Source organism: Sphingobacterium sp. JB170 (assembly GCF_900163865.1).
Taxonomy (GTDB): Bacteria; Bacteroidota; Bacteroidia; order Sphingobacteriales; family Sphingobacteriaceae; genus Sphingobacterium.
The window spans coordinates 1-13,723 of record NZ_FUKU01000043.1 but is presented as its reverse complement, the minus strand read 5'-3'; the positions used below and the strand labels follow the sequence as shown (position 1 = coordinate 13,723).

Genomic DNA, 13,723 nt, shown 5'->3' with positions numbered 1-13,723 from the left:
TTGTAAGTTTGCATTATGGGAAATCTTAAGGAGGTCGTAAGTTTATTTGAACAACACCTTGACCATTTATATGACCAAGGTGAAATTCGTCAACTTTGTCTGATGACATATCAATTCGTCACTGGTAAGCCGGCCGTGCACTATGCGCTAGAAAAAAGTGCGAACTTACCTCCTACTGTATATGAAAAATATATGAATACCCTTGAAGAGCTTTGTTCAGGTCGTCCGATCCAATATATTCTTGGCCAAGCAGAATTTTACGGTAACGCGTTTATTGTAAACGAACATACGTTAATTCCAAGACAAGAAACTGAAGAATTAGTAGATTGGATAATCAAAGATAACGTCAGAAACCAACAAAAGCGTTTAACGATTCTAGATATCGGAACTGGAAGCGGTTGTATCGCAATTTCCTTAAAAAGAAAACTAGAAAATGCCGACCTGACCGGCCTCGATATTTCTAAAGAAGCATTAAAAATTGCACGCATAAATGCCCAAAGGCTCGCGCCCCAAGTTGAGTTCATTGAAGCCGATATTTTGGAGTGGGAAATGGCACTCTCCGATGGAATGAACCTCGACATTATCGTCAGCAATCCACCGTACATTACACCAAAAGAACAATTGAAAATGCATAAAAACGTATTGCAATTTGAACCTCATTCGGCACTATTTGTCGAAGATCATTTTCCGTTACTTTTTTATAGTGCAATCGCAGACTTCGGAAAAAGCCATTTAAATTCCCCTGGTCACCTATACTGTGAGATCAACCAGTACTTAGCGGCCGAAACGGCTGACTTATTACGAAAAAAAGGGTACAAAGAAATAGAAATTCGTAAAGATATAAACCAAGTCAACCGTATGATCAAAGCTAGCATATAATTGGATTGCTTTTTTTTAACTGAGAAACAACTATTTAAAAAGAAATAAACAAAAAAAGCTCGTTAGATTTGGCATAAATCAACTATTTTTCTACCTTTGCATCACTCCAAACAACGAAAGAGTAATCTTTCACACGAAAGGTGTAAAATGATTCTGTAGCTCAGCTGGTAGAGCAATACACTTTTAATGTATGGGTCCTGGGTTCGAATCCCAGCGGGATCACGAAAGGCGCTAGAAATAGCGCCTTTTTTGTTCCCACCTGGGGTTCGAATTGTTACATGTTCCGGAACTTGAAAACTGGAAATGATTAGATTGGCATTTTGGTTTAAGAGATCGGACTGATTTTTGAACGGTTAAATGCATGAATTTAATCAGCGGCCCAATATTGAGGAGCATTATATTAGGTATGCTTCTCAATTAACGCTGTTAAGCAAGCGTATTCATAGATGTTAAATGAAGAAGCTAAAAGCCAGATATATTATTTAAAGCTGTTGCAAGGCTTGCTTTACAGTCTCTTTGTTGGGCTTAGAAATAGGTATTTTTTCTCCAGACATTAAGAGTAGAATGCCACCGTCTTCTTTTAACCAGCTTTTTATGTACTTTGGATTCACTAAATGGCTTTGGTGAGTTCTTAAAAATCCATTGGGGCACAGTAAATCTGCATATTCTTTAAGTGATTTAGAAACCATTATTCTTTCATCACTCGAAAGAAAGAAATGGGTATAAGTATTGTCTGCTTCGCAACGTATAATTTCAGATAAAGTGATATACCTTATTTCGCTTTGCATCTGTAGGGCAATTTTACTCACGTTCATCTCTGGCTTTTTTAGTTGTTGCAGTAAAAAATCGAGCTGCGATGTTTGTATTTGTGTTGCCAATTTGTGTTCGGCTTTGTTTACCCCAATCATCAGTTCTTCGATATCAATGGGTTTTAAGAGATAATCTAAGGCCGCAAATTTCACAGCTTGTACCCCATATTTGTCGTAAGCGGTAACGAAAATAACTTCAAAATTACGCATAGGAAGCATTTTAAGTACGTCAAAACCGGTTTGCTTGTCCATTTGAATATCCAGAAACACTAAATCAGGCGAATATTTTTGAATAACATCAACTGCATCACTTACATTTTGTGCTGTTGCGATTATAGTTACCTGCGAACAGTGCCTTTCTAGCAAAATCCGCAGGTTTTCTAAGTTGGAAATTTCGTCATCTATTAAAACTGCTCTCATCATATTATAGCCAATCGGTTAATGTTAGGCTTATTTTAGTGCCGTTAGTAGTTGATTGTATAGCTAAGATAAAGCGATTCTCTTTATAAACACTATTTAATAGTGCTAATCTACTTTCACTTAATACCAGTCCCAAACCATTAAGCTTTTTCCCTGTATCAAAGCCATTACCATTGTCGGTAACCGTTAACACCAAATCATTTGCTTGCTTAATAAATGTGATTATAACTTTTCCATCGCTAGCTTTTTGCGACATGCCGTGTTTAACCGCATTTTCTACAAATGGTTGTAGCAGCATACTTGGTATTACTATGTTATCTAAATCTAAGTTTCCGGCGTGATCGATTTCGTACGTAAAGCCGAACCGCAATTGCTCCATTTGCAGGTAATCGTCTAATAAAGCTTCTTCTCGTGACAAACTAATCAGTTCTTTATCATCAAGTACATTGCGCGTTAGCCGACCGAATTTAGAGAGGTACGTGTTGGCTTTGTCTATTTCGTTTTTGTTCATTAAGCTTTGAATGCCCGCGAGTGCGTTAAACAGAAAATGAGGGTTTAATTGGGAACGAATTGAGTTAAGTTTGAGCTTGGCAATGTTTTTTTGTTGCTCTTTTTCTGCCAGCCTCTTTTTGGTTCTTTTTTTGATGAAGTAAAGAATAATGAGAAAAACTAGTCCAATAGAAAATGCTGCGATCAGCGTATAAATTAAAAGTTCTTTTTTAGTATAGTTTTCCTCATCTAGCTTTATAGAAAGCGTATTTCTGGTTATACATTTTTCTAATTCTTTTGCGGAAATATCGCAGTCAAGGCAATTAGTCCAGTCAATCAAAGGCTGAACGATAATTTCATAATCTCCCGACTTTTTGAAAACGCTTTTATCGATCTTTATGTAAGGTGAAAGTTTACCTGCTTTATTAAGGTAGCTGCCATATAGCCATGAAGTGGATTCAAAGACTATTTTATCTGTTTTCTTGTCTTTTATGGAGGTGAAGTACAGATAGTCAATATCCGTTCTTTCTTTTACAACGGTCAGTTCGTCGTCGTTTTCAGTGAACGTGAGATCTACCCTTTCTTTTGGCTGTGTTATATAGTTGTAGTCAACGCCGCTTTCAGTTGCAAAACTCGTTGTTAAGACTTCGATTTTCGCTCTGGGAATAGGCTTCCCGTAAAAAACAGATTTCTCTATATCAAGAGGATTTTCGATGCTGTAGACTAGTGTCGTAATCATTTTGCCTTTTATTGGAAAAATACCGAGTGTTGTGAAACTTGATAGTTCGTCTCCCCTGTCGAAATCTTTTAGTCCCGCTTTGTTGATCGCCTTATTTACCACTATTGGCTTATTATCGGCTAAAATTGTGTACCGATAATGCTCTACACTATCTTTCTTTCTAAAATATATTTGGATACTTACACTGTCGACTTCCGGTAAATAACTAAAGGAGGTATTAGGTTGATTGGGGAAGTAAATGTCATAATAGACGTTTTTAGCTGAACTATCAACCGTCATGAGTAGTCTTCCTCCACCCGGGTACGTGTGATTGAAGTTGATGCCTTTTTGTGCACTGACTGTAGATAGCACAATAATGAAGCTGAGTAATGTGAAGATGATCTTTTTCATGGTGTTAAGTTTAATTTTTATCAAACTTGTGGTAATTATAGCAAAACTAAAACCATAAAACAGCAAAGGCAGGGTTTGAAATAGTAAATGTAGTGTTTTGTGCAGTATTTGAATCTTTCCAAAAGAGACTGCCCTTGTTAAATAAACCCGATTGCGGCGTTAGCCGAATAGGACTTTGCAATAGAGTTAACACTACTAGGTTTTTTATCATCCGCCTCGTACTAGCGAGAATAGCTATCCAATTTCTTTATCTTTTTACCTTTACTACTTTCGTAGGATTTTGAGCTTGCTTAGATTTAAGAGGAATTACCTTTTGTGCGTCCAAATCATATTGCTACGGACGGTCTCGCAGATGATTTATTTTGCGTAAATCTTCCAAAAAATAGTTCGAGTTCTGTACAAGTGGGTTCACAAAATCAATTACGGTAAGTTCAACGTATGTTGAGTTTACCGTTTTTTTGTTAGCGCACCCGTACCAAAAAGATTCTTGACTACCCCGATAAATGCCATAGACAGCGAAGATTTAATTTCATAAATATTGCCAACGGTACAATACATTGCTGATACATTAAATGTTTCGACCAAATATTTAAGTGGTTTATTAAAAGTTTTGACTGGACAAAGCCCGCAACATACACGATAAGCTGATGGAAAAAGCGATGGAAAAACTATCTAAAACGCACTTATCGGTTTATTTGTTCTCTCTGAAAAACACGTCAACGTTGACGCGATCAACTATTAAACCAACGCATACAGATCGTTGAATGCTTCGGTCATAGAAGGATGTGTAAACACAGCGTCGCGAATGATTTGGTAATCTTGTTCCGCATTCATGGCCACTTGAACGGTGTTTATCATTTCATTCGCATCGTTGCATATCAGCGTGCACCCTAATATTTTATTTGTCTTTAAATCGACCACCGCTTTTAAAAAACCTTGTGTTTCCCCATTAATTTTCGCCCGAGGGATACTTGTTATAGGTAATTTCGCAACCTTATAGTCGTAGCCACGTTCTTTGGCTTCTTTTTCCCGTATTCCGATATGTGCAAGTTGCGGCGTCGTAAAAACCGAGCTGGCAAATTGTCTTCTTTGTTTAACAGACGTGTAGCTACCGCCTGACAACTGATCTCTGATCAATCTAAAATCATCAAGAGAGATAAAGGTAAATTGGGGTCCTCCGTTACAGTCGCCAATCGCCCAAATATTTGGAACACTAGTTTTTAACTCATCGTCGACCATTATAAATCCCCGTTCCCCAGTTTTGATACCGGCCGCGGTTAAATTTAGTCCTGCTGTATTCGGCATCCGCCCTGTTGCCACCAAGATAGCTGTCACCTCAAGCGATTTACAGTCATTCGCTTTATTTTTATAACGTAATTTCACTTTTTTGTCATTAATATCCTCTACTTTTTCAACCGAAACACCTGTTAAAATATGGATACCCTTTGCAGTTAAAATCTCATAAATTAATTCCGCGACATCGCAATCTTCTTTTGATAGGAAGGTGTCTCCGCTTTCAAAAATTGTTACTTTGGCTCCAAACTTCGCATACATATCTGCAAACTCCAGCCCAATAAAGCCTCCACCGATGATCGCTATATCTTTTTCTAGGGCAGACTGCTCCAGCAAGGCAGTACTGGTAAAGATCCTCGCCGAAGCTCTTAAGCCATCAATGGGTGGCAAATAGGGTCTAGACCCAGTGTTGATGAAGATACGGTCTGCGTGAATCTTAACGATATCACCGATTGCACCTAATTTAACTTGCACTTCATTTTCAGACACAAAGGAAGCTTCACCAGAAATAACCGTTGCGAATGGTAATTGTTCAAGGGCGCGGAAATTTATCTTTCTAAGGGTTGACGTTAGATCATTCTTGATAGTGAACGCTTTTTGATATGGGATTTGCTTTTCTGCATTTTTGATCAATGATTTGGTCGGTATACACGCAATATTGATACAGGCCCCCCCATACATTTTTTCGGATTTTTCTACCATCGCTACGGTTTCTCCTCGCGCAGCCAGCCAAGCCGCGAGCGTCTTCCCTCCTTTTCCAAATCCGATGATAAGATTCTGGTAATGTGGTTTTATTTCCTTTTCCATACTAAAAAAGATTTGCGTTCAACAGTCTCCGTGTTAGGCATCATTCGCTATTAAATACCGTTTTAAAGTATCAACAGTTTCCATGATAAAAAGTTTTAAACAGGGCCAGTCGCCCAACTTACAAAGGTCGGCCCAGAAACGAAAAGACAGAGCACGCGAACCGCAATGTCCGATATACCTTTCAATCTGCTTTGCCCGTCTCGGTGAGACAGAAATTATTAGAAAGCGAATTGCGACTCATCAAACCGAATTATCAATCGCTGGGAAACGAACTGAACTTGGTTCCTGCACATCATTTTCGAACGTAGGGAGATCTCCGCAATGCGTTAGCCGGCACCCTGAGTTCCGTCTTTTTTTTGGAGATTAAAAACGGTACCTGCTGGATCGGTAATCCAATGCATATCTTCGGGAATCTCCTCAATTTCGTCGCATGTGTCTACCCCGTTAGCTTGCAAGTATTTTGTCGCCACTTCCACATCAGCAACGGTAAGCTGTAACCAAGTTTCTGAATGTGTGTAGTTATCGACGCAGTCTAACCAAATAATATTATTACCAAACTGCACTTCAAATGTTCTGGAGACAGTTGGATTATTTATTGGGCGTTCTTCGACCCTCAACTGCAAAATATCTCGGTAAAATGCAATCGTCTTTTCGTATTTATTTTTAGGAATCTTTATAGCGATATTAACACCGGCTTCAAATTTACTTTCCATAATGCGTAATTGAATGATCCATACAAGTTTAACGACTTGGTTGCTCAAAGTACTTGCCTTAGGACAAGAATCAAGAATTTATAGAAAAAAAAGCATGATAACTACGTGCCGAATGGTGCCTGAAGCGCGGTCATGGAGCTCTCCACCGCATGGCGGCATCATGTTTTCATTTTTTCAATTCATTTAACAAGTAATTGTTTGCGTCGTACGTTTTGATTTAATTTCTCGAAACTGTCGAAGTTATATTTTCTTCAATAGCGGCATCCCAAAACCGGCTGCTGCGGACGGAATCAACCGACCACGCTCGACTTTATACCCGGAGAAATCAACATCGTCCGACGTACTGCTTACACCTTCTATGGTCACCGTATTTCCGAGCCCGCCTGCTAGATGTGCGGTATAATAACTCTTTAGCAATGATCCCCAAGCGTGCGGTGATGCCTGGGCTCCTAACCGCTTTAATTCCGGCATCAATGTTCGCCAGTTTGTAAATCCCAATCCCTCGATGTCGGTCAAATGTACATCCAAAAGCTTTTCTTCAAAGAGCTTACGTAACAACGTTGGATCAGGATCTGCTTCTCCGTCAGCAAGCAGCACACTTCTACCGTCCCCGGTGATATAGCTCCGCAATTTTTTATAATCCTCAACTGTTTCATGAAATGGCTCCTCAATCCAGAACAGCTCGACCGCAGGTATCCCCTGAAGATATTGGATAAACTGGTCAACGGAAAACCCGTTGTTTCCATCCACTAAAATCTTGCAATCAGGAAAAGCTTCTGCGACCGATTTGGTTACTTCAATATCGCGTTGTAATCCTTCTTTAAAAGGCATCCATTTATGACCACGACCGATTTTCAACTTAAACTGTCGGTACCCTAATCCGTAGTCGTATCGACACTCCTCTAATATGCGATCGATACCAGCCGGGGTAGCTTCAGGCTCAAGGTCATCAAAATAAATCATACCACTATAATAATCGGTTGTATAGGGCTTTTCCTTTCCTAATAATGCATAGACGGGCTTATCCAAAATGACTCCTGCAAGGTCATGTAGTGCTATATCGAACGGAATATGGCGGTTATCGAGAATGCCTTGATTCACGGAAAACAATTCAGAAATCCGCTTCCCAATTATTTCGGCTTCGATTTTTTCAGCGTCTTGTCTTGATCCGCGCAGCGAGGCCCATCCAGACGCCCCTTGATCAGTTTTTATAACACAGATCTCCACTTTCGGTCCATACCCGTGAAGATCAAGTCGAGCATTTTTACCAACTAAGCGTGGGTAATTTAATTGTACGTAGGAAAATTTAATTTCTGCTATCCGGTGGTGCGCGAGGTCTTCTTGCTGTTTAAAATTCTCCGAGAATGTTGCTAAAGTTCTTGCGAATCCTGATCCGTTATAAAGAGCTGCGGACGTAACTCCCAGGTTAAGTGCTTGTAAAAATGTTCTTCGTCTCATCGTTTAATTATTATTGGTATATAGTGCACAAAATGGTTTATTTATGGTAATTGTAGGCGGTATAATAGTTATACTCCCATTGAATGCTGCGTGATGAGAGTTCAATTTCAACGTTAAAGATACACCGAAAGAATAACCATCTTATAGCAATTATAGATCAATACATTGACAATTCGTATCAATTTATCCGCAACAGGGCTTTCCTCTCCCTGTTTTATAAAAGACAATGGATTACGTGGCAATGGTATGAACGAATTGCCGGGCATTCGAATTTGCATCCCAGAATCTCCTCGAGCTATATAAACACCTTGGTGAAATTTACCGATCAAGTTGTTCGAGAACAAAAAAGGTCCTCTCGGGAGAACCTTTTCATTAAACAATCAGAATATAAACAATTAGTTCATGTTCAAAGAAGCCGGACCAAATTCCTCGAAGTGAATAGCTGTTTTAGGAATACCATTCTCTACCAGATAATTGTAGTGCTTTGCAATAAACGGTGCAGGGCCACAGATATAATAGTCTGCATCTTCGTGTATCACCTGCGTTTTGATCCTTTCGAGTTCAACCCATCCGCGATGTGTAGCTTCATTTTCTTGCTCGAGGTCATCATAAAATATGTGACGATTTACATTAGCATACATATGCGTAATTTCAGCAAGACGATCTTTAAATGCGTGCACAGCTTCATTCCTACATCCATGAACCCATGTAATAGGGCGACCTTGACCTTCAGAACTACTTAGTGCACCTTCGAGCATCGCCATCAATGGCGTTTGTCCCACTCCTCCGCTAATAAATACCTTTGCCGCAGAAGTTTTCTCATTTAGAATGAATACGCCGGCTGGTGCAGAAAGATCAACGATATCACCTTCCTTAACAAAGTTGTGAAGACGGTTGCTGATCATTCCATCCGGATGGGTACTTCCTGTCTCACGTTTCACCGAGATACGGTAAAACTCGCCGTTTGGTGCACAGGAGATACTGTATTGACGTGGCTGTAAAAGATTTAATTCGGGGAGAAATAAGCGTAAACTAATATATTGCCCAGGTTTGTAATCAGGAACGGCTCCCCCATCTGCCGGGTACAGGTAAAACGATGTAATTTCGCTCGATTCTTCTACCTTATTGCGGATGACAAACGGTCTCCACCCTGTCCATCCACCTTCTTTCTCGACTTGGAGCTGATACAAGCCTTTCTCGTGACCACTCATCAAATCAGCTAGCTGTCCATATGCTGTAGTCCAAGCGTCGATCAATTCGGGTGTTGCAGCATCCCCCAATACCTCACCGATGGAGGCGATCAAATGTCTTCCAACGATGGCATAATGTTCAGGGCGAATATCAAGACTTGTATGCTTATGGCCGATATTATTTACAACCGGTAACAAAACCGAGGGATCTTCAATGTGCTCCGCATAGGCTAATACCGCGTGTGCGAGCGCGGTTTGTTGTTTGCTATTTTGTTGATTCCCCATATTAAAGACATGCTTTAATTCTGGATTGTGTTCAAACATACGCTTGTAAAAATGCGTTGTTAATAATACACCGTGCTCTTTCAACACGGGCACTGTTGCCTTCACCATTTGTTTTTGTTCTGTAGTCATATTGTTGTTCATTGTTGTTTAAAAAAATAAAAGATGTTTTTGTCCTCTATTAGGGTAAAAAAAAGTACTATTTATTCAATGAAAGCTGTCCACGGATCAATTCTTCGTCGAATTGGCTGATGCTAGTTCTGTGAAGCATCTCAGTGATCCGATTTCGCACTTCTTTGAAGTCGTTGTGCAACGGACAGGGGTTTACCTCCGAGCAGAAACTTAGTCCCATTGCACAACCGGTAAATATCTCTGCCCCATCGATTGCTTCCACGATATCCGAAAGGGGCCGATCGAAACTAGCTATATCAATATAAAACCCTCCATTTGGACCTTTTACCGATTGTACAATACCAGCTTTCGCCAATTTCTGGAGAATTTTAGCCAAAAAGGGCTCCGGCGAATCAATATTGCTCGCGATTTCCTTTATGCCCGTTTTATACCCTTCATGTGTGCGTTGCGAGATATAAAACACCGCTCGGATCGCGTACTCACATGTTTTGGAAAATACTCCCATTATTGACTTTTAATATTTTTCGAATATAACAATTCTGATTAATTGTGAACCAATCGTTCTACTCGACCGGCAGTATCATTAACACTAATGCTAAGCCGAACAATGCTGTCCTGAATGGCAATCAGATCATGAAGTACATTTGCTTCCAAGGCTATTAAACTACCTACCGTAAATTCACAACGCTCCGGTCCGGCACCTAAATCAATTCTGCCTTCGACAACATGTATAACAATTGGAAATCCGACTTTGTGCTGCTTGAGCTGCTGTCCCTTACGAAAGACAATGCGCATTTCTTTTCCAGCAGTGCTTTGAAGCAAAACCGAAACGACTGGCCGGTTCGCATTATATTCAATCCCGTCTAATATCGAAGTTGTTTCCATATTTTAAAACACATTTACCAATTCCTCCGTTGCACTGTTGCGCCCAACGATTGAATAGAACAAAGATAAAAAAGAAAGTTTAAATAAAAGACTTAAAAGTCTTTTATTTAAACTTTGACATTCCACTTAGAAATTGTGACTGTTAATTGCCCATTCCAGCAAATATATCTGTTCGGTCTTTATATAAATTCCAAAAATTATAATCCGTTAAAGGGGCATCTATAATACCAAGGTTTCTGCCAATCGTTACAACTTGTCCCCGATGATAGGCCGCATGATACATCAATTGTTGCACATATTCGAATTTCGAAAAGTTACAACTAAACCATTCATTTTTAATCGCTAACGTTTTAAGCAATTCATCTTCGCTAAGGGCGTTAAAATGATTTAGGATAAGTCTGGAATTTTCGATTAATGAATCAAATACTTGATCACGGTTTAAACCATCCTCCTCCTGCCTCTCGACTGCTATATTTTGTCGTTCCATTAAAACAGACCACCAATACTCTTGCGTTTGCAAAATATGTTGCAAGGTCAGTAGCATACTCGGAAAACTGGAATCCACGTGACTCGTCAATACAACATCGCTTTTATCAGACAACCATTTATCGTACTGCTCGTTAACCCACAGGTTATATTCCAGGCTACTTAAAATAATTTGTTTTAGGTGCATGTTTTTCTCTTTTTAAGTTAAAGTATACGAACAAAGATAATCGGTCGATTGACAACCTTTTGTCAGTAGCATTTCGTTATTTAATACACGAATTGCTTTTCTTTTAAAAAAACAGATTCAATACTCGAAAGCGCGGTATCTAGTTGCTCGCGCGTATGTAATGCCGACAAACTCATACGGATTCGCGCATCCTTTTTTGACACCGCGGGGTACAAGATCGCATTAGCATAGATTCCTTTTTTAAAGATCGCCTTATTCATGGCCACTGTTAAAATTGGATCTTTTAGTTTAAGCGGAAAAATCGCTGAATTTGTCGTTCCGATGTCAATGCCTATATCGAGTAGTCCCTGACGGAAGTGTTCCATATTCTGTTGTAACTTTTCTCGCCATATTGGCTCTTCATCAATGAGTTCAATCGCTTTAACAATCCCTAGACTTGCCGGGCCGGCAGTAGCAGAAAAAATCTGCTGACGCGACTGAAATTTCAAAAATGCCGCATTCTCCGCGTTACATACAACATACCCGCCAATCGCACCAAAAGTTTTGCTAAACGTACCAGTAATAAAGTCAACTTCTTGCAAAAGACCAGCTTCTTCTAGGACCCCTCGACCAGTTTGACCGATAACCCCTACCCCGTGCGCATCGTCGACCATGATGTAAGCCCCATATTTTTTACATAAGGCGACAATCTCTTTTAACGGAGCAACATCCCCATCCTGCGAATAAACACCATCTACAATGACCATACGTGTGCGGTATTTACCAGTCGTATTTTGTAATATCCGTTCCAATGCATCCGTATCATTGTGCAGAAACGTTTTTTTATTCGTCAGAATGCACCCCTCATGAACGCTAGTATGAACCGCCATATCGACGATTGCGATATCCTCCTTCTGCAGTAAACTTTGTAACGACGCACTGTTAGCCGTGTATCCGGTGGTATAAATCACCGAACAATCATCTGGTCGGCCAAAAAATCCGGCAATTTTTTTCTCTAATAATCGGTGGTAATCAAAAAAGCCTCCTATTAAAGGCGAAGCACCAGCACCTGTACCGTACTTTTCAATACCTTCAATGGCGCTTTGTTTTACCTTAGGGTGTTGCGTGAAACCGAGGTAGTCGTTGGACACAAAACTTATAAAAGATTCCCCGTGTTGGCTTTCAAGTGTCATATTTGCATTACAACCGCTTTTGCCTATAATTCTATAACTTTGGTAATCGTCAAATCCCATGTAAGATAGATACTCTTTAAAAATTTTCGAGCGTGCATTTAGATCTAGTTCTGGGATATTTTCAAAATCTTTAAAAGTAAGTTTTTCAAAATTCATGTTATATTGGATTTAAATAAAAAAATGAGAACAGGTTGAAAACATAGTTAAAATTATCATTTTTACATGAAATAGATGAAACAAATCCTAAATTATTTTTCAATTACGATGTGCGACGACAATATAACGCCTTTACCACCCCAATATTATTAAACAATTAATTTACAAATATTTAACCTTAACGACTAACGATCCCCTTAGGTATCGTAATTTCAATAAAAGGGCGTTTTTAAAGACCGAATAATATAGCTACTCAAATCTAACTTGTAAAAAAATGTGTTACATTTAAAAGAAAAAACGCGATGACAACGATATCAAACAAAGAAGGCAAGAAAGGATTATTCGAAATTTTCGAAAACGGAGAGCGCGCAGGTGAAATGCGTTATACTTGGGCAGGTGATAATAAATTCATAATTGATCATACCGAAGTGTTCGAGGGAAATGAAGGCAAAGGGATCGGTAGAAAGCTCGTAATGGCCGGCGCAGAATATGCACGGGCGAAAGGGAGTAAAATCCTTCCGTTATGCCCGTACGCAAAAAGCGTATTCGAGAAGACCCCTGAAATTAAAGATGTATTATTTTAGAGCCGCGTAACGGAGCCCGTAACCATACGACCTGGAGTTCTAACTTTTCGGGCTTCAAGGCGAACGATTAGGCTCTGCAAGTATTTTCCTGTCCCTGGACTCGGTAGTTAACATGGCCAAGAGCAATCTCGAAGGGTGCTACACGAAACACGAGCTTTACAGCGTGCCCACTACGGCTGAACAAGTCAGTACTAAAGCGGAAGCCCGACTCTAACAAACTTCGATCAAAGCAAGCACCGTCGACAGCCAACAATACTAAAATTAATTCTTATCTATGTCGTTTTCTTTAGCGCCTCTCACCCCATTGCCGCAACAAATATTGTAAAATTTTACGGTAACTAATACACATGGAGGTCCAGGCTTTTAATCCTTTCCAATGGGCCCGACGGCACCGATAAAAAAATTAGCCCGGAAACGTACGTCTTCGAGCTAACCTTTTACAACATAATTTTCATAAGCTATATCCGCAGACAAATAGCCTTGTAGATATATTCAAAAAGACACATTAAATACTTTCTTTAAAATATTTTTTCTTAAATAATTTGGTAAAAATAAAGATACAATTTTTAATCAAAAAGAAACATAAACCGAATCAGCATCAGTAGCGTCCTAAATAATTTTTTGGGTACAGAAAGCCCGTCTTCATCGCTAT

12 protein-coding genes and 1 tRNA gene are annotated in these 13,723 nt (G+C 39.5%); 3 read left to right on the top strand and 10 right to left on the bottom strand.

Features of this window, described 5'->3' with window-relative positions; all coding sequences use genetic code 11:
* Window positions 1-15: 15 nt before the first annotated feature.
* Window positions 16-879, top strand: coding sequence for a peptide chain release factor N(5)-glutamine methyltransferase (gene prmC / locus FM107_RS12630; RefSeq protein WP_086948870.1), 864 nt, complete (start codon window positions 16-18; stop codon window positions 877-879).
* A 149-nt stretch (window positions 880-1,028) separates the two neighbouring features.
* Window positions 1,029-1,101 (top strand) — tRNA-Lys (locus tag FM107_RS12625).
* A 260-nt stretch (window positions 1,102-1,361) separates the two neighbouring features.
* Here the strand turns inward: FM107_RS12625 and FM107_RS12620 are convergent.
* The 10 genes from FM107_RS12620 to FM107_RS12565 all read right to left on the bottom strand — a co-directional run bounded on the left by FM107_RS12620 (window position 1,362) and on the right by FM107_RS12565 (window position 12,487).
* Window positions 1,362-2,111: a LytTR family DNA-binding domain-containing protein gene (locus FM107_RS12620; RefSeq protein ID WP_256959515.1), complete on the bottom strand. Its 750-nt coding sequence runs from the start codon at window positions 2,109-2,111 to the stop codon at window positions 1,362-1,364.
* A 1-nt stretch (window position 2,112) separates the two neighbouring features.
* A complete protein-coding gene (locus FM107_RS12615; RefSeq protein WP_256959514.1) occupies window positions 2,113-3,750 on the bottom strand; it encodes a sensor histidine kinase in 1,638 nt (545 codons plus the stop codon).
* A 714-nt stretch (window positions 3,751-4,464) separates the two neighbouring features.
* Window positions 4,465-5,826, bottom strand: coding sequence for an FAD-dependent oxidoreductase (locus FM107_RS12605; RefSeq protein ID WP_086948868.1), 1,362 nt, complete (start codon window positions 5,824-5,826; stop codon window positions 4,465-4,467).
* Between the two features lie 326 nt (window positions 5,827-6,152).
* A complete protein-coding gene (locus FM107_RS12600) occupies window positions 6,153-6,539 on the bottom strand; it encodes a VOC family protein (protein ID WP_086948867.1) in 387 nt (128 codons plus the stop codon).
* A 240-nt stretch (window positions 6,540-6,779) separates the two neighbouring features.
* A complete protein-coding gene (locus FM107_RS12595; RefSeq protein WP_086948866.1) occupies window positions 6,780-7,997 on the bottom strand; it encodes an enolase C-terminal domain-like protein in 1,218 nt (405 codons plus the stop codon).
* A 395-nt stretch (window positions 7,998-8,392) separates the two neighbouring features.
* A complete protein-coding gene (gene hmpA / locus FM107_RS12585; RefSeq protein ID WP_256959513.1) occupies window positions 8,393-9,613 on the bottom strand; it encodes an NO-inducible flavohemoprotein in 1,221 nt (406 codons plus the stop codon).
* A gap of 55 nt (window positions 9,614-9,668) precedes the next feature.
* Entirely contained in the window at window positions 9,669-10,106 is a 438-nt protein-coding gene (locus FM107_RS12580) for an Rrf2 family transcriptional regulator (RefSeq protein ID WP_086948864.1), read from the bottom strand.
* A gap of 38 nt (window positions 10,107-10,144) precedes the next feature.
* Window positions 10,145-10,486 (bottom strand): hypothetical protein, encoded by a 342-nt coding sequence (locus tag FM107_RS12575; protein ID WP_086948863.1) that lies wholly within the window; start codon window positions 10,484-10,486, stop codon window positions 10,145-10,147.
* Window positions 10,487-10,628: 142 nt separating this feature from the next.
* Window positions 10,629-11,159: a DinB family protein gene (locus FM107_RS12570; RefSeq protein WP_086948862.1), complete on the bottom strand. Its 531-nt coding sequence runs from the start codon at window positions 11,157-11,159 to the stop codon at window positions 10,629-10,631.
* Between the two features lie 80 nt (window positions 11,160-11,239).
* Window positions 11,240-12,487: an aminotransferase class I/II-fold pyridoxal phosphate-dependent enzyme gene (locus FM107_RS12565; RefSeq protein WP_086948861.1), complete on the bottom strand. Its 1,248-nt coding sequence runs from the start codon at window positions 12,485-12,487 to the stop codon at window positions 11,240-11,242.
* Window positions 12,488-12,789: 302 nt separating this feature from the next.
* Between FM107_RS12565 and FM107_RS12560 the strand changes: the two genes are divergently transcribed.
* Window positions 12,790-13,071, top strand: a complete 282-nt coding sequence (locus tag FM107_RS12560; RefSeq protein ID WP_086948860.1) for a GNAT family N-acetyltransferase — start codon at window positions 12,790-12,792, stop codon at window positions 13,069-13,071.
* Window positions 13,072-13,723 lie beyond the last annotated feature (652 nt).